This is a genomic window from Metabacillus indicus LMG 22858 (assembly GCF_000708755.2).
GTDB classification, from domain to species: Bacteria; Bacillota; Bacilli; order Bacillales; family Bacillaceae; genus Bacillus_P; species Bacillus_P indicus.
Window position 1 is genome coordinate 514,844 of the sequence record NZ_JGVU02000001.1, and the last position, 23,450, is coordinate 538,293.

24 protein-coding genes and 2 riboswitches are annotated in these 23,450 nt (G+C 44.1%); of the genes, 18 read left to right on the forward strand and 6 right to left on the reverse strand.

What is annotated here, in order from left to right; translation table 11 throughout:
• Positions 1–37 precede the first annotated feature (37 nt).
• Positions 38–145, forward strand: a riboswitch (SAM riboswitch).
• An 80-nt stretch (positions 146–225) separates the two neighbouring features.
• From mtnW to AZ46_RS02515, 6 genes are all read left to right on the forward strand, one after another.
• Positions 226–1,464 carry a 2,3-diketo-5-methylthiopentyl-1-phosphate enolase gene (gene mtnW / locus AZ46_RS02490; RefSeq protein WP_029281771.1) on the forward strand — a complete coding sequence of 413 codons (1,239 nt, stop codon included), beginning with the start codon at positions 226–228 and terminating at the stop codon, positions 1,462–1,464.
• Positions 1,461–2,123 (forward strand): 2-hydroxy-3-keto-5-methylthiopentenyl-1-phosphate phosphatase, encoded by a 663-nt coding sequence (locus AZ46_RS02495; RefSeq protein WP_029281768.1) that lies wholly within the window; start codon positions 1,461–1,463, stop codon positions 2,121–2,123. Before mtnW ends, AZ46_RS02495 begins: the two co-directional genes overlap by 4 nt.
• Entirely contained in the window at positions 2,120–2,752 is a 633-nt protein-coding gene (locus AZ46_RS02500) for a methylthioribulose 1-phosphate dehydratase (RefSeq protein WP_029281766.1), read from the forward strand. Before AZ46_RS02495 ends, AZ46_RS02500 begins: the two co-directional genes overlap by 4 nt.
• Positions 2,753–2,777: 25 nt before the next feature.
• Complete coding sequence (locus AZ46_RS02505; protein ID WP_029281764.1) at positions 2,778–3,311, forward strand: 1,2-dihydroxy-3-keto-5-methylthiopentene dioxygenase; 534 nt, start codon at positions 2,778–2,780, stop codon at positions 3,309–3,311.
• Between the two features lie 126 nt (positions 3,312–3,437).
• Entirely contained in the window at positions 3,438–4,091 is a 654-nt protein-coding gene (gene cbpA / locus AZ46_RS02510) for a cyclic di-AMP binding protein CbpA (protein WP_029281762.1), read from the forward strand.
• 253 nt (positions 4,092–4,344) lie between these two features.
• On the forward strand, positions 4,345–4,593 hold the full coding sequence (locus tag AZ46_RS02515) for an aspartyl-phosphate phosphatase Spo0E family protein (RefSeq protein ID WP_035206479.1): 249 nt from the start codon (positions 4,345–4,347) through the stop codon (positions 4,591–4,593).
• 49 nt (positions 4,594–4,642) lie between these two features.
• Here the strand turns inward: AZ46_RS02515 and AZ46_RS02520 are convergent, their stop codons facing one another.
• Positions 4,643–5,377: a ZIP family metal transporter gene (locus AZ46_RS02520; RefSeq protein WP_029281758.1), complete on the reverse strand. Its 735-nt coding sequence runs from the start codon at positions 5,375–5,377 to the stop codon at positions 4,643–4,645.
• A gap of 244 nt (positions 5,378–5,621) precedes the next feature.
• Here AZ46_RS02520 and AZ46_RS02525 point away from each other — a divergent pair, with 244 nt between their 5' ends.
• A complete protein-coding gene (locus AZ46_RS02525; protein WP_029281756.1) occupies positions 5,622–6,569 on the forward strand; it encodes an aldo/keto reductase family protein in 948 nt (315 codons plus the stop codon).
• A gap of 73 nt (positions 6,570–6,642) precedes the next feature.
• On the opposite strand, the gene AZ46_RS02530 is transcribed toward AZ46_RS02525, so the two are convergent.
• Positions 6,643–8,151 carry an ATP-binding protein gene (locus AZ46_RS02530; protein ID WP_051827042.1) on the reverse strand — a complete coding sequence of 503 codons (1,509 nt, stop codon included), beginning with the start codon at positions 8,149–8,151 and terminating at the stop codon, positions 6,643–6,645.
• Between the two features lie 308 nt (positions 8,152–8,459).
• Here AZ46_RS02530 and AZ46_RS02535 point away from each other — a divergent pair, with 308 nt between their 5' ends.
• Positions 8,460–8,912 (forward strand): MarR family winged helix-turn-helix transcriptional regulator, encoded by a 453-nt coding sequence (locus AZ46_RS02535; RefSeq protein WP_029281751.1) that lies wholly within the window; start codon positions 8,460–8,462, stop codon positions 8,910–8,912.
• Between the two features lie 690 nt (positions 8,913–9,602).
• Here AZ46_RS02535 and motB read toward each other — a convergent pair.
• Both motB and motA read right to left on the reverse strand, forming a co-directional pair.
• A complete protein-coding gene (gene motB / locus AZ46_RS02540; protein WP_029281749.1) occupies positions 9,603–10,361 on the reverse strand; it encodes a flagellar motor protein MotB in 759 nt (252 codons plus the stop codon).
• Positions 10,354–11,145 (reverse strand): flagellar motor stator protein MotA, encoded by a 792-nt coding sequence (motA, locus tag AZ46_RS02545; protein ID WP_029281746.1) that lies wholly within the window; start codon positions 11,143–11,145, stop codon positions 10,354–10,356. The genes motB and motA overlap by 8 nt, the downstream gene beginning before the upstream one ends.
• A gap of 168 nt (positions 11,146–11,313) precedes the next feature.
• Between motA and AZ46_RS02550 the strand changes: the two genes are divergently transcribed.
• Positions 11,314–13,008 carry a M3 family oligoendopeptidase gene (locus tag AZ46_RS02550; RefSeq protein WP_029281745.1) on the forward strand — a complete coding sequence of 565 codons (1,695 nt, stop codon included), beginning with the start codon at positions 11,314–11,316 and terminating at the stop codon, positions 13,006–13,008.
• 390 nt (positions 13,009–13,398) lie between these two features.
• A complete protein-coding gene (locus tag AZ46_RS02555) occupies positions 13,399–13,836 on the forward strand; it encodes a hypothetical protein (RefSeq protein WP_152554701.1) in 438 nt (145 codons plus the stop codon).
• A 19-nt stretch (positions 13,837–13,855) separates the two neighbouring features.
• Here AZ46_RS02555 and AZ46_RS02560 read toward each other — a convergent pair whose 3' ends face one another.
• Positions 13,856–15,925 (reverse strand): ATP-dependent Clp protease ATP-binding subunit, encoded by a 2,070-nt coding sequence (locus AZ46_RS02560; protein WP_029281741.1) that lies wholly within the window; start codon positions 15,923–15,925, stop codon positions 13,856–13,858.
• Between the two features lie 262 nt (positions 15,926–16,187).
• Between AZ46_RS02560 and AZ46_RS02565 the strand changes: the two genes are divergently transcribed.
• The 3 genes from AZ46_RS02565 to AZ46_RS22275 all read left to right on the forward strand — a co-directional run bounded on the left by AZ46_RS02565 (position 16,188) and on the right by AZ46_RS22275 (position 19,047).
• Positions 16,188–17,234 (forward strand): YkvI family membrane protein, encoded by a 1,047-nt coding sequence (locus AZ46_RS02565; protein WP_029281739.1) that lies wholly within the window; start codon positions 16,188–16,190, stop codon positions 17,232–17,234.
• A 257-nt stretch (positions 17,235–17,491) separates the two neighbouring features.
• Positions 17,492–18,835 carry a hemolysin family protein gene (locus AZ46_RS02570; RefSeq protein WP_029281738.1) on the forward strand — a complete coding sequence of 448 codons (1,344 nt, stop codon included), beginning with the start codon at positions 17,492–17,494 and terminating at the stop codon, positions 18,833–18,835.
• Between the two features lie 89 nt (positions 18,836–18,924).
• Complete coding sequence (locus AZ46_RS22275) at positions 18,925–19,047, forward strand: DUF6254 family protein (RefSeq protein WP_234703361.1); 123 nt, start codon at positions 18,925–18,927, stop codon at positions 19,045–19,047.
• Positions 19,048–19,088: 41 nt separating this feature from the next.
• Here the strand turns inward: AZ46_RS22275 and AZ46_RS02580 are convergent, their stop codons facing one another.
• The gene (locus tag AZ46_RS02580; protein WP_158001603.1) at positions 19,089–20,384 is read right to left on the reverse strand and encodes a DUF2254 domain-containing protein; all 1,296 of its coding nucleotides are present in this window, start codon (positions 20,382–20,384) and stop codon (positions 19,089–19,091) included.
• Positions 20,385–20,476: 92 nt separating this feature from the next.
• Positions 20,477–20,521, forward strand: a riboswitch (PreQ1 riboswitch).
• Positions 20,522–20,642: 121 nt separating this feature from the next.
• Between AZ46_RS02580 and queC the strand changes: the two genes are divergently transcribed.
• The 5 genes from queC to AZ46_RS02605 all read left to right on the forward strand — a co-directional run bounded on the left by queC (position 20,643) and on the right by AZ46_RS02605 (position 23,372).
• Positions 20,643–21,323, forward strand: coding sequence for a 7-cyano-7-deazaguanine synthase QueC (queC, locus tag AZ46_RS02585; RefSeq protein WP_139015483.1), 681 nt, complete (start codon positions 20,643–20,645; stop codon positions 21,321–21,323).
• Positions 21,320–21,757: a 6-carboxytetrahydropterin synthase QueD gene (gene queD / locus AZ46_RS02590; protein WP_029281732.1), complete on the forward strand. Its 438-nt coding sequence runs from the start codon at positions 21,320–21,322 to the stop codon at positions 21,755–21,757. The genes queC and queD overlap by 4 nt, the downstream gene beginning before the upstream one ends.
• Positions 21,754–22,482 (forward strand): 7-carboxy-7-deazaguanine synthase QueE, encoded by a 729-nt coding sequence (gene queE, locus AZ46_RS02595; RefSeq protein ID WP_029281731.1) that lies wholly within the window; start codon positions 21,754–21,756, stop codon positions 22,480–22,482. The genes queD and queE overlap by 4 nt, the downstream gene beginning before the upstream one ends.
• Positions 22,483–22,501: 19 nt before the next feature.
• On the forward strand, positions 22,502–22,999 hold the full coding sequence (gene queF, locus AZ46_RS02600; protein ID WP_029281729.1) for a preQ(1) synthase: 498 nt from the start codon (positions 22,502–22,504) through the stop codon (positions 22,997–22,999).
• Between the two features lie 172 nt (positions 23,000–23,171).
• On the forward strand, positions 23,172–23,372 hold the full coding sequence (locus tag AZ46_RS02605) for a cold-shock protein (protein ID WP_029281727.1): 201 nt from the start codon (positions 23,172–23,174) through the stop codon (positions 23,370–23,372).
• The last annotated feature ends 78 nt before the right edge of the window (positions 23,373–23,450 follow it).

Here is a 23,450-nt window from a genome sequence, read left to right on the forward strand (position 1 = left end):
ATCCTAATTAATTTCAGGTTATTCAGAACATATACAATTCTTATCAAGAGCAGGTGGAGGGACTGGCCCGATGAAGCCCGGCAACCGACTTAAACGATGTTTAAGCACGGTGCTAAATCTTGCAGCAATTGCTGGCAGATAAGGATCTTACCCATTTCAGATAAGGTCTCTTCCGTCAGCGGAGGGGACCTTTTTTATTTTCTAATTCGAAAGGCAGGCATAATCATGAGCGGCGTTACAGCAACTTATCTCATCTATGATCAGAGCAGCATCCAAAAAAAAGCAGAAGGAATCGCCATAGGCCTTACGGTCGGCTCATGGACGGACCTTCCGGAGCTTACACAGCAGCAGCTGAAACAGCACAAGGGCCAAGTTGTATCAGTTGAAGAAACGGATGCTGAAGAACGCATTTCGGAGTTTCTCGGAAAAAAAGTGAAAAAAGGAATTGTAAAAATATTTTATCCTGGTCTTAATTACTCTCATGACCTTCCTGCAGTCCTTACGACGGTTTTCGGAAAGCTTTCCCTTGACGGCGAAGTGAAACTGCTTGATTTGGAGTTTACAGGAGATCTTCTTTCTTCCTTTCAGGGACCTGCATTTGGCATAAGCGGGATCAGGGAAAAGCTTGGAGTCTATAACCGGCCTCTTCTCATGAGCATTTTCAAAGGAGTCATTGGACGTGATCTCGCGTTTTTAAAAGAACAGCTCAGGCATCAGGTTCTTGGCGGCGTTGACCTTGTAAAGGATGACGAAATCCTGTTTGACAATCCTCTGACTCCGTTTGAGCAAAGAATTACAGCAGGAAAAGAAGTGCTTGGCAGCGTGTATGAGGAGACCGGCCATAAAGCTATGTATGCTGTTAATTTAACTGGAAAGACCTTCAGCCTCAAAGAGAAGGCTAGACGCGCTGCAGAGCTCGGGGCGGACGCCCTGCTGTTTAATGTTTTCGCTTATGGTCTTGACGTTTTGCAGGAGCTTGCAGAAGACAGGGAGATTCATGTCCCGATCATGGCGCACCCTGCTGTAAGCGGAGCCTTGTCTTCTTCCGCCCTATACGGGATTTCGCACTCTCTGCTGCTTGGAAAGCTGCTGCGGCAATGCGGTGCGGACTTTTCCCTCTTCCCGTCGCCATACGGCAGTGTGGCACTTGAAAGGGATGCGGCACTGTCCATCGGTGCAGCGTGCAAAGAGACTTCCGGCATAAAAGAAACGTTTCCGGTTCCATCAGCTGGAATTCATCCGGGCCTTGTTCCTGTTCTTATCCAGGATTTCGGCATCGACAGCGTCATTAATGCCGGCGGAGGGGTACACGGGCATCCAAACGGTGCGCAGGCGGGCGGAAGAGCTTTCCGCTCTGCAATCGATGCTGTGCTTGAAGGCATCTCATTATCTGAAAAAGCTAAAAGCGAACGCGACCTTCAGCTTGCACTTGATCTATGGGGTCAGGTGGAGGCGGGCCGATGAGCAAGCCGGTTATTATCTGTGATTTTGACGGCACCATTACAAACAATGACAATATTATCGCGCTCATGAAACGATTCGCTCCTTCTGAGTGGAACACTTTAAAAGATGATGTTTTAAGCCAGCGCATTTCAGTCCGTGAAGGCGTCGGAAGGATGTTTGAGCTGATCCCTTCAAAACTCAAGGCGGATATGATTCAGCACCTGCTGTTCACCGCACAGATCCGGGACGGATTCAGTGACTTTGTTCAGTTTGCAAAAGATCATGAAATACCGCTGTACATTGTGAGCGGAGGAATTGATTTTTTCGTTTATCCGCTGTTAAACGGGCTTGTAGAACATGACCGTGTCTACTGCAACGAATCAGATTTCAGCGGGGAATTTGTTCAAATCCTCTGGCCGAACTCATGTGATGACAGGTGCACAAATGACTGCGGATGCTGCAAGCCGAGCATCATCAGAAAGCTTGCTTCCTCTGATCAGGAGGTCATTGTAATCGGAGATTCGGTGACAGATCTTGAAGCGGCAAAGCTTGCAGATTTTGTGTTTGCCCGGGATTATCTTCTTGAAAAATGTGAAACTCTTCAGCTGCGGCATCAGGCATTTTCAACTTTTTATGACGTGATTGAAGGGCTGAAGAAAAGGCAGGAGGCGGCAGTATGAGCTTATATAAACAGCGCTGGAGTGAGCTTGCAGCTGTGAAAAGGGAACTTGCTGAACGGGACTGGTTTCCGGGAACAAGCGGAAATCTTGCGATAAAAGTTCATTCAGATCCGCTCTCATTTCTGGTCACATCAAGCGGAAAAGACAAGAGACTCCAAACAGATGAAGATTTTCTGCTTGTGGACGGTGCTGGAACACCCCTTGAAGATACAGCACAAAGACCTTCAGCAGAAACCCTTCTGCACGTAGAAATCTATAAGCGGACCAGTGCCGGCTGCAGCCTCCATGTCCACACTGTAGACAATAATGTGATCTCTGAATTGTATGGCGATGAAGGCGGAATCACCTTCAAAGGGCAGGAGATCATTAAAGCTTTCGGGCTGTGGGAGGAGGATGCCGAATGGCATATTCCGATTATTGAAAACCCTGCGGACATTCCTGCTCTTGCTGCTGACTTCGGCAGACATGTCAAAGGCAGCTCTGGTGCCGTTCTTATCCGGAACCACGGCATTACGGTTTGGGGAAAAGACGCGTTTGAAGCCAAAAAAGTGCTGGAAGCGTGCGAATTTTTATTTTCCTATCAAGTGAAACTGCTTGCTCTTAAACAGGCAAAATCGCTCGTGCGATAAATTTACCATACAGGAGGAATGAAGGATGGCGACGATCCGTTTTCAAGAAACGAATGAAAGATTAACAGATCAAAAGGAAGTTTCAGCATTTCTTAATGCGCAGGAGGTCATTTATGAGCAATGGGATATTGAGAAGCTGCCGGAGGCATTGAGAGAAAACTACAGCCTTTCTGATGAACAGAAAGAAGAAATTCTTCAGGTGTTCACAAATGAAATTGCGGATATCTCGGAACGCCGCGGCTACAAGGCACAGGACGTTATTTCTTTGTCTGAAAGCACGCCGAATCTTGAACAGCTTCTTCAAAATTTCCAGAAGGAGCACCATCATACAGATGATGAAGTCCGCTTTATTGTCAGCGGCCACGGTATTTTTATTATCCAGGCAAAAGACGGCTCATTTTTCGACGTTGAACTGAATCCCGGCGACCTGATCTCTGTTCCTCCGAACATCCGCCACTACTTTACGCTTCAGGAAGACCGCAAAGTAGTAGCAGTCCGCATTTTTGTAACGACTGAAGGATGGGTGCCTATCTACGAAAAAGAACAGCAGCAGGCATAAACGGTCTTAATCCCCCCTTCATTTTCAGGAAGGGGGTTTCTTGTGGGCTTAATAATTAGAATTTTCTTTACTCTTGTCCTGTTCTATGGTAAATTTTCAACAATATAAGAGGGGAGGATTGTCCGCATGAAAATTCGCTACAATTTTGTAAAAAAAGAAGATGTCAGGTACTGCAAGGCGGAGAGTACTGTAAAAGAAGCTTACGAATTGCTGAAAGAATCAGGTTACCGCAGCATTCCTGTTCTGAAAGACAACGGGACAGTTTTTGCAGGTTTGATCTATAAAGTTGATTTGCTCGATTATTATGTAGAAAAGCAGGGCAAGGATGAGGATTCAATTCAATCTTTGATTGTAGATAAGGATGCATTTGTTTACGAGGAGGATTCGTTTTTTAAAACGTTTCTGACAATCAGAAGGCTTCCATTTTTAGCTGTTCTGAATGAAAAAGATGAATTTTCCGGAATTATTACACATGGTAACATTATGGATGTCCTTGAAGATTCATTCGGCATGAAAACAGGAGGATATATCCTGACTGTCGGCACTAAGGAACACAAGGGTGCCATCAAGGAACTTGTTTCTGCGATCAAAGATGTAAATATTGAAGGGCTGCTCACTCTGGATAATGGTGATACATATTTAAGACGGATCATCGTCAATCTGTCCCATGATATTTCAGAAAAAAAGCTTCATAAAATCATTAAAAAACTCGAAGAAAAAGATTTCAGAGTGACCGCGGTGGATGATGTAAACAAGAGTGATAAAGTACTGATAAAATAACTGCTGAACCGGTAAATCCGGTTCTTTTTTATTATAAAAAAAGTTGGAAATATAGGTTTGAATGTGGGGGAATATGGGAAAAGAAAGGAAAACGAGTCGGTTCATACAAGTGTGTTAACAGAATTGTCAAAAAGTCCTGTAAAAAAGCTGTCGGATTTTGCTAATCTATTTACAAGTTTAGAAATATCTGTAATAATTTACTTGAATATTTATTCCCATTACAGATATTTTTGGATGAGGCGGAGGGAAGAAAATGTCAACTGTATCAGATAAGACCCAGCTGCTTGAGAGCATCGATACAAAAAGGAAAGAAATGATGGACTCTGCAAGGGCCGGAGGATATACGAGCAGCGAGGCCGTGAAGTGCAGCCAGGAACTGGACATGCTGTTAAACCAATACCAGCAGATTGTTTTTGAAGAAGAAAACCGGACAACCCCCCCTTTTATGCGGTTTATTCATTCTATGAAAAAATGGACAGATCGGGAAGGACTTACTATATAGAACCAAAAACGGCAGAGCTCGCAGCTCAGCCGTTTTTTTTTCGCTTTATTTAGCCGAAGGTCTCAATGAGCAGAATCATGAACAATATTCCTAAAATGAAGGAGTAGGTTGCATTCCGTTCATTTCCGTCCCCGTGGCTTTCAGGAATCAGCTCTTTATAAATAATGAACAGCATGGCCCCGGCTGCAAAGGACAGGCCGTAAGGAACGAGATTTTCCGCGAATGACGTCAAATAAAATCCCAGAAGCGAAGTTATGATCTCAACTGCGCCTGTCATAGTTGCAATGATCAGAGCTTTAAATTTGCCGATGTTCTGATTAAAAAGGAATAAGGCGACGAGAAATCCTTCAGGAGCGTTCTGCAGACCAATGGCGAAAGCAATCAGATTTCCTGTCTCTGACTGCTCTGATGCATAGCTGACACCTACAGAAAGTCCTTCCGGCAGATTATGCATCGTGATCGCAGCGATAATCAGGAACGCCTTTTCGTCAAATTGTATGCCGTATTTTGAATGCTCAAGGTCTATATGGGGGATTTTTTTTTCAAGTGTCGTCAGCACCAAAACACCGAGAAAGAGTCCGGCAAAGACCTCAAGAAACCCTCCCTGATTCAGCGCTTCAGGAAGCAGGCTCATCATGGATGCAGCCATCATGATGCCTGCGGTGAAAGCAAGCAGAATATCTCTCCACCTGTGTGTAATCGTATTTTGCAGGAACAGGATAGGAAGAGCCCCGAGTCCTGTAGCAAGGGCAGACAGTGTGCTGCCGAGTAAAACTTCTGTCATGTTACTGCTCCTTTTTTAAACGGATCTATGTTAGCCATATTATAGCTGATTTTGTCTGTGAAAAGATAGACTTTGCACCTGTTTGATGACGAAGCAGAGAAAAAATGAAGGAGAATGATTGATTTGAGGAGGGGGCGGTGTCAAATTGTGTCGCAAGGACGGCGATTCTCTCTCTTTACGATATTTGAAATTTCTGATAAGTTAAAGATAACGATATTGATCATGCACAACAGGGGGAATGGAGATGCAGTACCGGAGGCTTGGGAGATCGGGGTTAAAAGTTAGTGAAATCAGTCTTGGAAGCTGGCTTACATTTGGGAAAACAGTAGATGAGCGGGCAGCATCTGAAATTATCCATAGGGCCTATGAAGCGGGCATCAACTTTTTCGACAGTGCCAACGTATATGAACGCGGGAAAGCAGAATTCGTCATGTCAAGGGCGCTTAAATCATTTCCGCGCGACTCTTATGTCCTTACGACAAAAGCGTTTTGGCCGATGGGAGACGGGCCGAACGACAGAGGGCTTTCAAGAAAGCATATTATGGAACAGGTTCATGCGAGTCTAAAGAGAATGGACCTTGACTATGTCGATATTTTTTATTGCCACCGCTATGACCAGGAAACGCCTCTTGATGAAACGCTGAGGGCAATAGACGACTTGATCCGCCAGGGAAAAGTTCTTTATGCAGGGGTCAGCGAATGGACGGCTGCGCAAATTCAGGAAGCGCTCAGTGTATCAGACCGTTATCTTCTTGACAGAATCGTCGTCAATCAGCCGCAATATAATATGTTTCACCGGGATATTGAAGAAGAAATCATCCCTATGTGCGAAAATGCCGGTGTATCTCAAGTTGTCTGGTCACCGCTTGCTCAGGGAATCCTGACAGGAAAGTATAAAGAGGGGCTAATCCCGAAAGGCAGCCGTGCTTCAGGTGAAAACGTCAATTCATGGATGAAGCAGATCTTAAATGATATGGTGAACCGCAAAGTAGAGCTGCTCGATCAGCTCGCAAAAGAGCACGACATCACACTTGCCCAGCTTGCCCTTGCATGGACCCTGCGCCAGCATAACGTTGCAAGCACCCTTGTCGGTGCATCTCATCCTGATCAGATCGCTGAAAATGCAAAAGCATCTGATGTAGCTTTAGGCTACAGCACCCTGCAGAGGATTGAGGAAATTATTACAAGCTGACAGGATACATAGGCAAATGCAAATGAGAGTGACAGGCGATCCTGTCACTCTTTCTTTGTGTTTTAATGATGCCTCAGGCTTTTGGCTCTGTCAGAGGGAGCATAATTGTTACTTCGGTGCCTTTGTTTGGCACACTTTTAATTGATATCGTGCCTTTGTACATGGTGATGATGCGTTTGCATACGACAAGACCAAGTCCTGTTCCAGTATCCTTCATCGTAAAGAAAGGGTGGAAAAGTTTGGACTGAACTTCCTGCGGCATGCCTTTGCCTGTATCCGTTACTTTAATTTGCGCATTGCCATCGAACTTCCTGACAGCTATCGTCACTTTTCCTTCCTGCTTATCTATCGCTTCCAGAGCGTTTTTTACAAGATTCAGAAGGACTTGCTTTATGTGATCTTTTGTACAGAAAATATAAAGCGGTTCTTTATTCAGCTTTAAATCCAATTCTGTGTTGTATAAGTTGGCTTCTGATCCAAGGAGCGGAGACAATTCCAGGATGATCGCATTCAGATCATTTACAGCATGGTGATGGGCTGTTGGTTTTCCGAGGACTAAAAATTCACTTACAATTTCATTAATGCGCTGAATTTCGATGTCAATGACAGAAAAATAATATTGATCCTCTGAATCTTTGTATTTTTCCTGAAGCAGCTGGATAAACCCTTTGATTCCCGTAAGAGGATTCCGGATCTCATGTGCGGTGCTTGCAGCGAGTGTTCCGACAAGCTCGACTTTCTGTGCATCAATCTGGCTTTGTTCCAAGAGAGCACGCCTCTTCAGCAAGTAATTCTGAATGAGAATGTAAATGATGTTCATCAGACCGAAAACAATCAGCATGTACACCGCAATGTCTTTCGTATGATCAGCCGTGATGACGGTTTCAGGGAAGCCTTCAAGTTTCCAGGGGATCTGATCTAAATAAACGCGTACAGGTTCGATGCTGCCGGTCGGTTCTGAGCGGCCTGCAGTGAAAATCGTGTGATCGCTGCCATTTATGACACTTATCGTCAGTCTCGGGCTGATCACGTTCATGATGTTCTGAAGATAATCGACTTTAACCGCTGCTACAAGCAGACTCCTGACTTCTCCTTCATCATCAAGTACGGGAGTGCCGATGGAAACGATATAATCACCTGTTATGTTTCCGAAATAAGCATCTGAAACTTTCGACTGTTTTGTAGCCAGGGCACTTTGGAAGAACGCGCGGTTTGATATGTTGACAGATTTCATCAGTTTTGACGTTCCGGCTGTTATTTCACCGTTCTTTTTCACATAATAAAGACCGGAAAAGCGGGGTTCCTGGCTGTGCGCTTCATTCAGAATGCGCTGGATTTTTGCTGTGTCCGTTTCTTCTTCAAGAATGAGGGACATTGTTTCAAGCCTCGCTTTTGTATCCTGTATCAGATTATCAATTTGATTTTTGTGAATGGTAATTAAAAACGCTGCCTCTTCCCTGTGTTCATCCATGATTTTATCCTTTTGATACAAATAAATGCCTGTGTTGATCAAAAGGGAGGGGATAAGCACGATTAAAAAATAGACGGCAGCTTTTCTGTAGTGTGCAGAATCTTTCAGCAAGTTAATCGCCCCAGTTTGATATTGCCGATTAGGCATACTTTCAATTATATACCATTTACATGTTTTCTACTAGGAAGGAAGAATTGGGAAAAGCGTTGTGAGAACCTTGAAACCATCTATTGAAGAAATAGGACTTTTTATGTATGATGGAAAGAAAAGGGAAGAGTTTTCATGGAAAATGCTGCCTTATTAGAAGGAAATAATCCTTCTAAATTGCACGAATGAGCTCTTCTTGACAGCAGAAAACAAAGTCTGTATTATTAATAGTTAGAATTCAAGATATTTAGTTATCGAAGGATTGATGAAAAGTGGAAAATACACAAACAGATATTGAACAGTCACTAAAGCTATTTATCGTACTGTCACGTGCTCACCGTGCCATTAACGATCAAGTGAATAAACAGATTACAAGCTTTGGACTTAATCCGACGGAATTTGCCGTACTGGAGTTGCTGTATCACAAAGGCGATCAGCCCCTGCAGCAAATCGGCGGGAAAATTCTCCTTGCAAGCGGAAGCATCACCTATGTAGTCGATAAGCTGGAACAAAAACAGCTGCTGACTAGAAAGGCGTGCGAAAAAGACCGCCGTGTGACGTTTGCTCAAATCACCGAAAACGGAAAACAGCTGATTGAACGCATTTTTCCTGCTCATCAGGAACGGTTGAATGAGATTGTCGGCATATTATCGGAAGAGGAAAAGCAGACTGTCATTGATCTTATGAAAAAAGTCGGATATCATGCCCGCGACAGTCATGAGTGAAAATGCTGGGATAAAGTCAGATAGCCAAAGAAAAATCCGGACTGGGAGTTAATTAGTCCGGATTTTTTTCTGTTGGTATAAAAGCCTTTGTGATTGGCAATTGATGTCACAGACACTCGATTGAGACGGGAGAGTGCTACCACATTTGAGGTGAAGACCCCCGCAAAAGTGGCGCCATTCAGTAGAGTGCTGCCACATTTGAGGTGAAGACCCCCATAAAAGTGGCGCCATTAAGGAGAGTGCTGCCACATTTGAGGTGAAGACCGCTGGAAAAGTGGCGCCACTCACGAGAGTGCTGCCACATTTGAGGTGAAGACCCCCGTAAAAGTGGCGCCAATCGCAAGAGTGCTGCCACATTTGAGGTGAAGACCGCTGCAAAAGTGGCGCCATTCAGTAGAGTGCTGCCACATTTGAGTTGAAGACCCCCGCAAAAGTGGCGCCATTCAGTAGAGTGCTACAACTTAGAGTTGAAGACCCCCGCAAAAGTGGCGTCACTCACGAGAGTGCTGCCACATTTGAGTTGAAGACCCCGTAAAAGTGGTGCCACGCGCCTGAGTGCTGCCACGTTTCATATGAATACCCTGTAAAAGTGGCGGAACTCGTCGCAGTGGCGCCATTTCTCCTTAACCTTGCCTGTACGTTCAATCAATTAATATTTCAAACAAAAAAACGCCTGCAATCAGGCGCTTTTTACTGGTTTTGTTCAATTGGAAGAATCAGAATTTCAACACGGCGGTTTTTTTGCTGGCCGGCGTCTGTTGCATTGTCGGCAACGGGGTTATATTCACCAAATCCTTTGGCGGAAAAGGCTCTTGGATCAAGCTTTTCATTTTCGAGCAAGAGCTTCATGAAATTCACGGCTCTCATTACGCTCAAATGCCAGTTAGAATCATAGTCCGCATTGGAGATCGGAACATTGTCTGTATGGCCGCTCACGATAATATTTCTCGGAGGATTCATGACGAGCAGATTTGAAATTTCTTTTGCCAGTTTCTCATCTTTGCCTCGGATGGCTGATTCGCCTGAATCAAAAAAGATATCGTTCAGAATCGTAATCAGCAGACCTTCATCTGTAAGGGTCGTTTTGAGCTGGCTCTCGAGGTTGTTTGCTTTAATATATGCATTTACTTTTTCCTGAATTTCTTTAAGCTTTTTCTGTTCCATTTCTTTTTGTGCTTCCTGCTGATCCTCTTTTACTTCCTTTTTATCATCCAGCTGCTCCATATCCCCGTCCGGCACAGGGCTTGGATATTCAAGGACTCCTGTTCCGCCTGTAAATGTGCTGTTGAATGCGCGGGCAAGCATCTGGAATTTCTGCGCATCAACGGAGCTCATGGCAAACAGGACAATAAAAAGGGCAAGGAGCAGGGTCAGCAGGTCTGCATATGGCAGCAGCCAGGACTCATCAACATGCTCTTCTTCATGCTTCTTTTTTTTCTTTCTAGCCATCGAGCTTCTCTCCCTCAGCGAGCAGCCCGTCCCTTTCGTGAGCTGGAAGGTAGGTTGCGAGTTTTTGCTCAATCGCTTTTGGAGCCTGTCCTTCAAGCACTGACAGCACCCCTTCAATCATGACGTGCTTTACTTTAGCTTCCTGCTTTGATTTTCTCTTAAGTTTATTTGCGAATGGATGCCAGAGGACATAACCCGTAAAAATCCCCATTAATGTGGCAACAAACGCTGCTCCTATTGCTTTTCCGAGCTCATCTGTATTATCCATATGGGAGAGTGCGGCAATGAGGCCGACAACTGCTCCGAGCACTCCGAGAGTAGGTGCGTACGTGCCCGCCTGGGAAAAGATTGATGCGCCGGCAAGATGCCTTTCTTCCATTGCATCAATTTCCTCCGTCATGACGTCACGGATAAACTCAGCGTTCTGACCGTCTACAGCCATGCTCAGTCCATTCTTTAAAAACGGATCTTCCACATCTGCAATTTTTGCTTCAAGGGCAAGCAATCCTTCGCGCCGTGCTACTTGAGCCCATTCAGAAAACATAGGAATCAATTCCTGAATGCTGAGCGATTGCTGCTCTTTGAAAATAACCCCAAAGAGCTTTGGAACTCTTTTAATCTCGCTTGTCGGAAAAGCAGTGACAACCGTGGCAATTGTTCCTGCAATGATGATGAGCAGAGCTGCCGGATTGAGGAGTACAGCAGGACTGACCCCTTTCATGAACATGCCGACGCCGACTGCGATAATGCCTAACAATAATCCAATGAGGGACGTTTTATCCATAGAATTCACCAAATCCTTTTTCGAAACTAGTTCTTATTAGTAATATCGTCTGTTTTTCTTTAACTTTAAGGAAAGTTTCAAAAAGAGATAGAAAGGATTCAGCACTTTTTTCGCGAATAGTAAACCGTGGCAGGCAATAATTAATAGATGAAAGCGGGGACCATACATATGAAATTTCAGGATTATACATACAGCCGTCCTGTGAAAGAAGAAGTAGAAGCTTCCTTCCACGAAGCACTGGAGCTGTTCAAACAGGCGGAAACACTGGAGAAGCAGGAAGAAGCACTGGAGAAGATAGGAGAAATCAGGGGGCATGTTTCAACGGCATTCAACCTCTGTTCCATCCGTCATACGATTGATACGAATGATGAGTTCTATAAGGAAGAACAGGACTATCTGGATGAGCTGGATCCTCATATTAAAGCGCTGGAAACGGAGTTTTACAAAGCTCTTACAGGTTCAAAATTCAGAAACAATCTTGAAGAAAAGTACGGCAGACAGCTGTTCCTTCTTGCTGATGCCCAGCTGAAAACATTCTCCCCTGAAGTACTTGCAGATCTTCAGCAGGAAAATAAACTGGTGACGGAATATACAAAACTTGTTGCCTCTGCAAAAATTGATTTTGACAGCAAAGAGTATACACTCGCCCAGATTGAACCGCTTCTCGAAGCAAAGGAGAGGGACATACGGAAACGCGCTTCTGATGCCTATTTTGGATTTTTTGCAGAGAACGGTGAAAAGTTCGATGACATTTTCGATAAATTGGTTAAAGTCCGAACGTCGATTGCCAAAAAACTTGGTTTTTCCAATTTTACAGAGCTTGGGTATCAGCGCATGCAGCGTGTGGATTATAATGCTGAGATGGTGAAAAACTTCCGTGATCAGATTCAGGAATATATTGTTCCGATTGCAACGGATCTCCGCAAAAGGCAGCAAAAACGGCTTGGTTTGGACAAGCTTGAGTTTGCAGATGAAAAACTTGCATTCACAACAGGAAATGCAGCGCCAAAAGGCGATGCAGAATGGATCATTTCTCACGGGAAGAAAATGTATGAGGAATTATCACCTGAAACAAATGAGTTCTTTGATTTTATGATCGAGAAAAACCTGATGGATCTGCTTGCCCAAAAAGGCAAAGCCGGCGGCGGATACTGCACGTATATTGAAGATTACAAGTCCCCTTATATCTTTGCGAATTTTAACGGGACAAGCGGGGATATTGATGTGCTCACACATGAAGCAGGACATGCGTTTCAAGTTTATATGAGCCGTCATTTCAATCTGTCTGAATATCATTTCCCGACCTATGAAGCGTGCGAAATTCACTCAATGAGCATGGAGTTCTTCACATGGCCATGGATGGAATCCTTCTTTAAGGAAGATGCGGAGAAGTATAAGTTCAGCCACTTGAGTGCAGCTCTTCAGTTCCTTCCATATGGAGTAGCTGTAGATGAGTTCCAGCACTTTATCTATGAAAATCCGGAAGCTTCTCCGCAGGAACGCAAACTTGCCTGGAGAGATATGGAGCGGAAGTATTTGCCGCACCGTGATTACGGAGACAACGAATTCTTAGATGGCGGAGGCTTCTGGCAGCGTCAGGGCCATATTTACAACTCGCCATTTTACTACATCGATTATACGCTTGCTCAAATCTGCGCTCTTCAGTTCTGGAAAAAAATGCACGAAGATAAAGATGCCGCATGGGCAGATTACCTTCATCTCTGCAAGCAGGGCGGAAGCAAGTCGTTCCTTGAGCTGGTGGAGGATGCGCGTTTAATTTCTCCATTTGAAGATGGCTGTGTGCAGTCTGTTACAGGAGAGATCAGGGAGTGGCTTGATCAGGTGGATGATACGAAGCTGTAATCTTTAAACCGTCAGCGGTAAGCTGGCGGTTTTTTTAGTCTAATGAATGAAGTGAATTTCAGCACAAAGGCTGAGCAAAGATGAAGACAAAAAACCTATACTTGAAAAGGTGATTGATTAACCGCCGGCAGTAACCGAAAAATTCTGCCGCATCAGTTTATTACTATTAAGGGAATAGGTGGCCAAATGAAATTCCTCCACATTAAAATGCACGCAAAAAACCTTTTAAAGCTCAAAGAATTTTACACAGAACCACTGAGTATGAACTTAATCTCCGAAGACTCTGACTCCTTTACTGTTCAGTCTGGAAAAACGCTTTTGACGTTCACACATTCAGAGAAATCCGCATATTACCATCTCTGCTTTAGGGTAAATGAGTTCTTTTTTGACATGATGGCCGAAAGACTGCCTTTGCTTTCAAATGAACAAGGCGAAGAAATTATGGATTGGAAAGGGAAACAGGCTTACTTTTACGATTCTGAAGGCAACATACTGGAAATGGTTGTAAGGGAGGAGATCTGCGAAAAACGGAATGGCTGGTTTGATGTCTCTGAAGTAGGTATGCCATGCACCTGTGTCAAGAACATGCAGGAGGATTTAAATTTTTTGAAGGATATCCATAACGGGGAAGACCGCATGTTTTCATTCTATGGGGATCATTACGGTTCATTTGTTCTTGTGAATCAGGGGAGGCCGTGGTTCCCAACTCAAAGAGGGGCAGAAATCCACCCGCTTGAGATTGAAATAGAGGACCGGATAGAAATTGAATTCCTTCACCCGGTCTATCCATATAAGATTAAAGCAAAAAAAAGAGCTGAATTCCTGTGAATTCAGCTCTTATCAATGTTTAACCTTGTGTTACTGTCAGCGTATCATGGTCAAGCGTTAAAGTAAGTTCTGAGATTTGGCTGCCGTCAAGCAGTACATCGGCAATGGCATCTTCTACATGCTCCTGAATGACTCTGCGGAGCGGGCGGGCACCAAAGGCAGGATGGTAGCCGAGCTCTGCTATTTTTTCTTTTGCTTCATCTGTGATGTTCAGCTTAATGTGCTGTTCATTGAGCGTTTCCTGAAGCTCATCAAGCATAATGTCTACGATTTGCAGCAAATCTGTTTTTTCCAGAGACTTAAATTCGATGATGCTGTCAAAACGGTTGAGAAATTCAGGTTTAAAAAATGACCCAAGTGACTCAAGCAATGAGCTTTCGTTCAGTGCTTCGCTGTTTCCGAAGCCAACTGTAACTTTCTTATGGCCGGCTCCGGCATTGCTTGTCATAATAATGACGGTATCTTTAAAGCTTACCGTTCTGCCCTGGCTGTCTGTCAGGCGGCCATCCTCCATGACTTGAAGGAACATATGCTGCACATCGGGATGCGCTTTTTCAATTTCATCAAGCAGGATGATGCTGTACGGGTTGCGGCGGACTTTTTCGGATAGCTGTCCTGCTTCCTCATGGCCGACATAGCCCGGAGGTGATCCGATAATTTTTGAGACAGAGTGTTTTTCCATATATTCACTCATGTCCAGGCGGATCAGTGAATCACGCGTACCGAACAGCTCGGATGCAAGGGTTTTAGTCAATTCCGTTTTTCCGACTCCTGTAGGGCCGACGAACAGGAATGAACCGATTGGACGCTGTTTTGATTTCAACCCTGCCCGGCTTCTTCTGATTGCCTTTGCCACTTTCTTTACGGCTTCCTCCTGACCGATGACTTTACCGGAGAGCTTGCTTTCAAGGTTTTTCATTTGCGCCTGCTCATCTTCCTGCAGCTTGCCTATAGGAATGCCTGTTTTCTTTTCGATAATGGCCGCAATATCTTCTGCTTCCACTACTGCATGTGATGTTGTCTGCATGCTTTCAAGCTTTATCTCCTCGTCACGCAGTTTAGCTGCAAGCTCATAGTTTTCTTCTTTAGTAGCCTGTGCTTTCTTTCGTGCGATCTCAGCGAGTTTTTCGCTGATATCTTCACCGCCGCCTGACTGAAGGTTCTTTTTAGATCCCGCTTCATCAAGAAGATCGATGGCTTTATCTGGCAGGTAACGGTCCTGGATATAGCGGTGCGATAGCATAACAGTTGCTTTAATCGCATCTTCCGAATAAGAAACTTCATGGTATTTTTCGTATTTGTCCTGGATGCCTTTCAAAATCTCGATGGCTTTTTCCAGTGAAGGCTCTGTAACCATGACAGGCTGGAAGCGGCGTTCAAGAGCTGCATCCTTTTCAATCTGCCGGTATTCTTTCAGAGTAGTGGCTCCGACAACCTGCAGCTCTCCGCGCGCAAGTGCCGGTTTTAAAATGTTGCCTGCGTCCATTGAGCCTTCTGCTGAACCCGCGCCTACAAGCTGGTGTATTTCATCTATAAATAGAATGATGTTTTTCTTTTGCTGAAGTTCTGAGATCAGCTGCTTCATTCTCTCTTCAAATTGCCCTCTGACCCCGGTGTTTGCTACAAGTGAAGCAACATCAAGAAGATAGACTTCCTTGTTCTTAAGTTTCGCCGGAACATCGCCCTCTGCAATTTTAAGAGCAAAGCCCTCTACTACAGCCGTTTTGCCGACACCCGGCTCTCCAATCAAAACAGGGTTGTTTTTGTTTCTTCTGTTCAGTATCTCAACTAATCGTTCAACTTCCGCATCTCTGCCGATGACAGGATCAATCACGCCGGCTTTGGCCGCATGTGTCAGGTTGCGTGCCAGCTGATCAAGGATCCCGTTTGCGCCTTGTTTTTGTGCCGTTTGTTCAGCACGCGGACCGAATGGCTGTGATGGCGGAACATGATCGAATCCTCCGCTTGGAACGGCGCTTCTGTACTGAGCGTAGCAGTCAGAGCAGATCATGACTTGATGGCGCTCCTGGTTGATTTGCATAGTTAAATGAACAGATGCTTTCTTAGCTTGACAGTTTTGACATAGCATAGTGAAAACCTCCATACAGTAAATTTATGTTTGACTTTGACTATCTTTGACTTTTGGTTAGTAGAAAAATCATCTCAAGTGGATGATCTTGATTCTTATTATAGTTTGACCTATTTTGACTTTCAAGTATTTTGCTTTACCTTTTTTTTCATTTCAGGATTGAGCCATTCCTTTCCTCAAACAGTGACAATCTGTCCTTCTTTCCTGGCACCTTGTCTCATATACATATGAAAAGACCAGGGTTCGTATCGGAGGCATAACAATGAAGAAACAGTGGTTTCAGGTCGTGCAGATAGCAGCTGTATATGTTGGAACGGTAGTAGGGGCAGGATTTGCCACCGGCCGGGAGATTGTTGAATTTTTTACGCAGTATGGCGTTTATGGAATGTTTGGCATTCTTTTATGCGGTTATTTCTTTATGCATCTTGGCTCCAAAATAATGATTATTTCAAAACGGATAGGTGCAAATTCGTATCAGGACCTTAATTTTTTCCTGTTCGGAAAATCATGCGGTACAGTCGTGAATCTATTTATGCTTGTCGTTTTGTTCGGGGTTACGTCTGTCATGCTTTCAGGGGCGGGCGCTATTTTCGAAGAGCAGCTTAACCTTTCAAGCCGGTTTGGCGTTATGCTGACGATTGCGCTGACGCTGATTGCCATGTCATTTGGGTCAAAGGGTCTTTTCAGCGTGAATATCATTGTTGTGCCGATGCTGATTTTGTTCAGTGTTCTTGTGGCAGCCTCATCTTTTGATGCCCATTCGGCAAAGAGTCTCATGTCCGGTCATTCATCCTTTAAGTGGATCATCTCTGCCGTTTCGTACGCGGCGTTTAATCTTGCTATGGCGGAGGCTGTGCTTGTCCCGCTTGCAAAGGAAATTGAGGATGAACGAACGGCAAAATGGGGCGGGATTGCAGGCGGAGCCATTCTCACATTTATTTTGCTCAGCAGTCATTTTGCGCTGTCTTCATTGCGGGATGTCATCTCCTACGACATCCCGATGGCAGAAGTCATGAAGGCATCTGTGTTTTCGCTTTTTATCATTTATATTCTTGTGATCTACGGGGAAGTGTTTACATCTGTAATCGGGAACCTGTTCGGTCTCGAGCGCCATCTAGTAAGCGTCGTTCCTCTTCCTGGCATGTTGATTATTGCCTTGCTGCTGTGCGGTGCGTTTTTTATCAGCCTGATTGACTACAGCTCGCTGATTGCGGTCTTGTACCCGGTTTTCGGTTACATGAGCCTCATCTTTCTCCTCTTGCTAATGGTCAGAAAAGCTCCGCCTTCCGGGAACGAAAACAAATTTTAAATAGGCAGAATAATAAAACGATTCAAACATAATAGCTTGATTTTCGTCATATTTATGAAGAAAACAACACGTAGGATTGTTTGACTGGTGACAGTCTTCATATTATGATGGTTTATATTCAGAATTTTTTATATTTTTTCGGGAGAGGTGATTGATGGGGTAATACCTTCATGACAGGGTTTCACCATCTATTATTTAAAGATTGAACTTTTCCGGGAGGTGACTCCTTTTTCGTTTCTGCGAAAAAGGGAATTTATTTGGACATAGTCAATTTGTTCATAATTGCGGTTTTAATTGCTGCGACTGCCTTTTTTGTAGCGTCTGAGTTTGCCATTGTAAAAATCCGGAGTTCCCGTCTGAATCAGCTTATTGAAGAAGGCAACAAACAGGCCCTCTCAGCAAAGCGGGTGACGGATAATCTGGATGAGTATTTATCAGCCTGTCAGCTGGGAATCACGATTACCGCACTTGGACTTGGGTGGCTCGGGGAACCTGCGGTAGGGAAGCTTCTTCAGCCGGTTTTTGAAAAGCTGAATCTACCAAGTGCAGCTGCACACTTTTTTGCGATTGCTTTTGCTTTTGCCATTATTACCTTCCTGCACGTAGTTGTCGGAGAACTTGCTCCGAAAACAGTCGCGATCCAAAAAGCAGAAAGGGTCACCCTGGCTTTTTCAAAACCGCTTATTGCATTTTACAGGCTGATGTTTCCGGCGATCTGGCTTCTGAACGGCTCTGCCCGAATGCTCACTCAAGCCTTTGGACTTAAGCGGGTATCTGAACATGAACTCGCTCACAGCGAAGAAGAGCTCAGGATTCTTCTGTCTGAAAGCTATGAAAGCGGGGAAATCAATCAGTCGGAATATAAATATGTGAATAAAATTTTTAAGTTCGATGACCGCATTGCCAAAGAAATCATGGTGCCGCGCACACAGATTATATCGCTTGACAGTGATGAACCGCTGCAGGCACACCTTAAAATTATTAAAAGTGAAAAATATACAAGATACCCCGTTGTTGACGGAGATAAAGACCATATTATCGGGATGGTCAATATTAAAGAAATTTTCACCGATTTGTTTCAGTCAAAAAAACTTGAACAGTTCTCCCTAAGAACTTATATACGGCCTGTTATTCAGGTAACTCAGTCTGTACCTGTGCAGGAGCTGCTTTTAAAAATGCAGAGAGAGCATATTCATATGGCGATTCTTATTGACGAGTATGGAGGGACTGCAGGCCTTGTCACAGTAGAGGACATTCTCGAGGAGATCGTTGGAGAAATCCGTGATGAATTCGATGCGGATGAAGTGCCTCTCGTTCAAAAGATCAATGACGATCATTACATTATTGACGGCAAAGTCCTGATCAGTGAATTAAACGATCTTTTCGGCCTTGAGCTTGATGATTCAGATGTAGATACAATTGGCGGATGGATGCTGACTGAGAAATACGATATCCAAAAAGGAGAGCTTGTTGAACTCGGCTCTTACTCATTCAAGGTGAAAGATATGGAAAATCACCATATCCGCTATCTGGAAATGATCCGAAAAAAAAAGGAAGCTAGCGTGCCTGTCATTCAGGATGGAATCGCTGCCACCCAATAAAGATGCTGCGGCATCTTTTTTTTGTGCTAAATCACAAAGGCGGGGGCAAAATAAATAGTGAAATCTATTCAGCAAAGGAGCTGCGGGAGATGACTCAATCAAAAGGACAAAAACAGCGTCAATGGGACATCCGGAAGGAATCTCAAAATGAACACGGAAAAGTAAAATCCTTTAAAGAACTTGAACAAGAAGGAACTCAAAAAAAGCAGTAACGCAAAAAGGAATCCATTTAACGGATTCCTTTTCTTCTGTCTTAAAGCTGAAGTGACCGGTCATTTTTGCCGCATGCGAGCGCAAGTGATGCAAGCTCACGATTCAAGTGCTTTTTATCAAGGCTCAGCCAGTCTATCGTGTCAAGTCCTTCATAAATGTATTGAGAAAAAGACCAAATATCTTCTTTAATTTCCTCCCGGTTTGTTTCAGCAATCAGGATGAGCGCTTTTAAAATAGAGGCCATAACGGAAACATCCTCTTTTCCATAATGACGGATCTGATAAAAGCTTGTATACAGGTAATCATGAAAATCAGGCTTTGGCAGGATGACCCTAATTTTCCCTTCGCTGTCCCTGTGGTAGGGGGAAGGGGAATGATGTTTCCCGATTTTGATGAGGATCTGAGTAAGGTGCTCAATGCATGCAATGGCTGTTTCCGGGTCGTTTTTTCCTGGAGCGATGCCCCGCAAAGCGATTTCAGCAAGCTTCTGAATACCGAATTCAATGTCGTTTTTTGATTCATGATCGGCATTAAACGTGATGTATTTCAAGACATCTTCCGGGCGGATTTCTTTATTATCCGAAATAAGTGTCAAGAGTGGGATATCTTCATCTGCATACGCTCCCTGATCTCTGTGGAACTTTACGGCTGCTCCGTGTTTTGCGGCAAAGGAAACAAGTTCATCTACAGCGATGTCTTCAATATAGCCTTCATGTTCGCTTTTAACTTCAATCCCATCTTCGAAAGAGGGCTCTTTTTCAGTTCTTTTTTCTTCAGGTCTTTTCTTATCATCAATCGAGGCGAGTGTTTCTTTCGTGATGTTTGAAATCACGTTTCCTACTTTAATCCACTCAGTCATATGGTGAATCAGGAAGACGAACATGCCCACACATAAGAAGGCAACAAGAATTGCAAGGGTGGGTACTATAAAGTCGTTGCTCGTCTCATTTTCTCTCACCTGGTTGAGAAGCACGAGAGAATAAATATACCCTCCAACAAACACACCTAGCACCCGCTGTATTTTTGAATCGGTATTGAAATTATGCATGGTTCTTGGCGAGAAATTAGCCAAAAAGGTGGTCAGAACGACAAGGACAGATGAAAAGGTGATGGTTGTCATTGTAAGCAGCGAGGTGGAGGTTGCGCTCAAGATCGTGTGGGAGAGCTCTTTATCTGTCAGGAAGATGGAAGGGACATAGCTGAAATATCCTCGTGCAGCAAGGAATCTGTCAGCCGACATGCTGAGTATGGCAAGGATGAAGAAAAGGACGGCATAGGCAGCTGGCGTTATCCAGAAGTTTGATTTTACTTTTACAAGAGCAGGTTTGAGCGGCACGGCATTTCCTCCTTTAAAATAGATTGATGTAACAGACCGTTCGTGGTATAGTATGAACGGTAAAAAAAATGATAAAATCCGCGCATGTGCGTGCGGGAGAGGTTCTAGCACAACCCTCTATAAAAAACTAAGATCAAACAGCCAAATCTGCTGTTTTTTAGTTGAGGACTTACATGCTGGGCACTTCTGAACACTCAGGGTGTCTTTTCTTATGCCGATTTTTAGGAATCGGGTTGTGAAAGAATGCTCTCTTCTACTATGAGGAGGCAAAATATAATGAAAAATGAAAAAGCGCTTGTTGTCTTCAGCGGAGGACAGGACAGCACAACTTGCCTGTTCTGGGCGAAGAAGCAATTTAAAGAAGTGGAGGCCGTAACCTTCAATTACAACCAGCGTCATAAACTGGAAATTGATGTGGCCGAACAAATCGCAAAAGAGCTTGATGTGCGCCATCATCTGCTTGATATGTCTCTGTTAAACCAGCTGGCTCCAAATGCTCTTACAAGAGATGATATCGCCATTGAACATAAGGAAGGAGAGCTTCCGTCTACTTTTGTGCCGGGAAGAAACCTTCTCTTTTTAACATTTGCTTCAGTGCTTGCCAAACAAATTGGCGCAAAGCATATTGTGACAGGGGTATGTGAAACGGATTTCAGCGGATATCCAGATTGCCGTGATGTATTTGTAAAGTCATGCAATGTAACAATCAATCTGGCCATGGATGATCAGTTTGTCATCCATACTCCGCTTATGTGGATTGATAAGGCCGAAACATGGAAGCTTGCAGATGAGCTTTCAGCCCTTGAATATGTAAGGGATAAAACACTTACATGCTACAACGGTATTATCGCAGACGGGTGCGGAGAATGTCCAGCCTGCCGCCTCCGTAAAAAAGGGCTTGACGAGTATATTTCAGCCAAAGGGGGAGAGGCTTCATGATCCAGCAAATGTATCCGCAGACACTGCATCCCTATACGTTTGAACTTAACAAAGATATGCAGCTGTCAGCAGCACACTATGTGCCTAAAGAAGAAGCGGGCAAATGCCGGCGCCTTCATGGCCACACGTACTTTATCAATGTAACGGTAGCAGGAGACGAGCTTGACGAATCAGGATTTCTCATAAATTTTGCCCATATCAAGCAGCTTGTGCATGACCGTTTTGATCATACCATCTTAAATGAACATGACGTTTTTAATGATGAAGATCCAAATAAATTCCCTACGACAGAAGTGGTAGCGCGAACAATCTGCGAAATGATTCAGCAGCATTTGGACAGTCTTTCCCACAAACCGAAATGTGTTGGAGTATTTGTCCGTGAAACCCCGACAAGCTACGTCATGTATCGTCCAAAGCTGGTGAAAAAAGGATGAAGAAGTTTCCGGTTTTGGAGATTTTCGGCCCGACTATCCAGGGAGAAGGCATGGTCATCGGCCAGAAGACGATGTTTGTCAGAACGGCGGGATGCGATTATTCCTGCAGCTGGTGTGATTCTGCTTTCACATGGGATGGTTCAGCTAAAGATGACATCAGGCAGCTCACTGCAGAACAAATCTGGAACGAGCTGTCTGAACTGGGAGGAGATCTTTTTTCCCATGTTACGATTTCCGGCGGGAACCCGGCTTTGCTCGTTCACTTATCAGAGCTGGTTGACCTGCTGCATGAGAAGGAGATAAAGGTTGCCATCGAAACGCAGGGCAGCCGTCTTCAGCCATGGTTTTCCAAAATTGATGATTTGACCATTTCACCTAAACCTCCAAGCTCGGGAATGAGCACGGATTTCGATAAACTGAAGGAAATCATCGATTATCTGGACATAGAAAACAGGCTTGGTCATGCGAGTCTTAAAGTGGTCGTTTTTGATGAAGCAGACCTTGAATTTGCTAAAAAAGTGCACATCACGTATCCAGAGCTTCCATTCTACATTCAAGTAGGCAATGATCTTGTGCAGGAAACTAGCGACGACAAGCTGATTGGACATCTGCTGTCCAGATACGAATGGCTGATTGAACGGTCAGCAAAAGAAAAAGAGCTTAACAGTGCCCGTATTCTGCCTCAGCTCCATACGCTCGTATGGGGAAATAAAAGGGGAGTTTAACATAGAAAGGACGTATAAAATGGCTGGAAGAATAGATTCAGAACTGACAGATGTAACTTTGCTCGGAAATCAGGGGACAAACTATTTGTTTGAGTACAGCCCTGAGATCCTTGAGTCATTTGATAATAAGCATGTGAACCGTGATTACTTTGTAAAGTTCAACTGCCCGGAGTTTACAAGTCTTTGCCCGAAAACAGGACAGCCTGATTTCGCGACCATTTACATCAGTTACATTCCTGACAGGAAAATGGTGGAAAGTAAATCACTGAAACTTTATTTGTTCAGCTTCAGAAATCACGGAGATTTCCATGAAGACTGCATGAATATCATTATGAATGATCTGATTGAACTTATGGATCCGCGCTATATTGAGGTCTGGGGCAAGTTTACACCGCGCGGCGGTATTTCCATCGACCCGTACACAAACTATGGAAAACCAGGGACAAAGTACGAGAAAATGGCGGAGCACCGCATGATGAACCACGATATGTATCCGGAGAAAATTGATAACCGATAAAAAAAATTACCGAGAAAATTTGCTTTTTATTTTCATACATGGTATGGTTTAAAAGAATTATTTTTGTTCGGTACGCAAGGAAAGACAAAGTTTACAACTTTTCGCCTTTTGTTATCACAAGAGCAAGGATAGTAATACAAAGTATGCTAAAGCATACGAGGAGGCAACAACAATGGAACAAGGTACAGTAAAATGGTTTAACGCAGAAAAAGGTTTCGGATTCATCGAGCGCGAAGGCGGAGAAGACGTATTCGTTCATTTCTCAGCTATTCAAGGCGAAGGTTTCAAAACTTTAGACGAAGGCCAAGCAGTTACTTTTGACGTAGAGCAAGGTCAACGCGGACCTCAAGCAACTAACGTTCAAAAAGCTTAATTGTTAAGCTGACATATAAAAACAGTCTCTTTTAAAGAGGCTGTTTTTTTTGCGCATTTTTATAGGGTAAATAAAAAT

Coding starts and splice junctions, on each gene's coding strand:
- mtnW (WP_029281771.1), top strand. CDS start 226: ATGAGCGGCGTTACAGCAACTTATCTCATCTATGATCAGAGCAGCATC.
- AZ46_RS02605 (WP_029281727.1), top strand. CDS start 23,172: ATGGAACAAGGTACAGTAAAATGGTTTAACGCAGAAAAAGGTTTCGGA.
- queD (WP_029281732.1), top strand. CDS start 21,320: ATGATCCAGCAAATGTATCCGCAGACACTGCATCCCTATACGTTTGAA.
- AZ46_RS02500 (WP_029281766.1), top strand. CDS start 2,120: ATGAGCTTATATAAACAGCGCTGGAGTGAGCTTGCAGCTGTGAAAAGG.
- cbpA (WP_029281762.1), top strand. CDS start 3,438: ATGAAAATTCGCTACAATTTTGTAAAAAAAGAAGATGTCAGGTACTGC.
- AZ46_RS02555 (WP_152554701.1), top strand. CDS start 13,399: ATGATGGCCGAAAGACTGCCTTTGCTTTCAAATGAACAAGGCGAAGAA.
- queC (WP_139015483.1), top strand. CDS start 20,643: ATGAGGAGGCAAAATATAATGAAAAATGAAAAAGCGCTTGTTGTCTTC.
- motA (WP_029281746.1), bottom strand. CDS start 11,145: ATGGATAAAACGTCCCTCATTGGATTATTGTTAGGCATTATCGCAGTC.
- AZ46_RS02550 (WP_029281745.1), top strand. CDS start 11,314: ATGAAATTTCAGGATTATACATACAGCCGTCCTGTGAAAGAAGAAGTA.
- AZ46_RS02565 (WP_029281739.1), top strand. CDS start 16,188: ATGAAGAAACAGTGGTTTCAGGTCGTGCAGATAGCAGCTGTATATGTT.
- AZ46_RS02505 (WP_029281764.1), top strand. CDS start 2,778: ATGGCGACGATCCGTTTTCAAGAAACGAATGAAAGATTAACAGATCAA.
- AZ46_RS02520 (WP_029281758.1), bottom strand. CDS start 5,377: ATGACAGAAGTTTTACTCGGCAGCACACTGTCTGCCCTTGCTACAGGA.
- queF (WP_029281729.1), top strand. CDS start 22,502: ATGGCTGGAAGAATAGATTCAGAACTGACAGATGTAACTTTGCTCGGA.
- AZ46_RS02495 (WP_029281768.1), top strand. CDS start 1,461: ATGAGCAAGCCGGTTATTATCTGTGATTTTGACGGCACCATTACAAAC.
- queE (WP_029281731.1), top strand. CDS start 21,754: ATGAAGAAGTTTCCGGTTTTGGAGATTTTCGGCCCGACTATCCAGGGA.
- AZ46_RS22275 (WP_234703361.1), top strand. CDS start 18,925: ATGACTCAATCAAAAGGACAAAAACAGCGTCAATGGGACATCCGGAAG.
- AZ46_RS02515 (WP_035206479.1), top strand. CDS start 4,345: ATGTCAACTGTATCAGATAAGACCCAGCTGCTTGAGAGCATCGATACA.
- AZ46_RS02560 (WP_029281741.1), bottom strand. CDS start 15,925: ATGCTATGTCAAAACTGTCAAGCTAAGAAAGCATCTGTTCATTTAACT.
- motB (WP_029281749.1), bottom strand. CDS start 10,361: ATGGCTAGAAAGAAAAAAAAGAAGCATGAAGAAGAGCATGTTGATGAG.
- AZ46_RS02525 (WP_029281756.1), top strand. CDS start 5,622: ATGCAGTACCGGAGGCTTGGGAGATCGGGGTTAAAAGTTAGTGAAATC.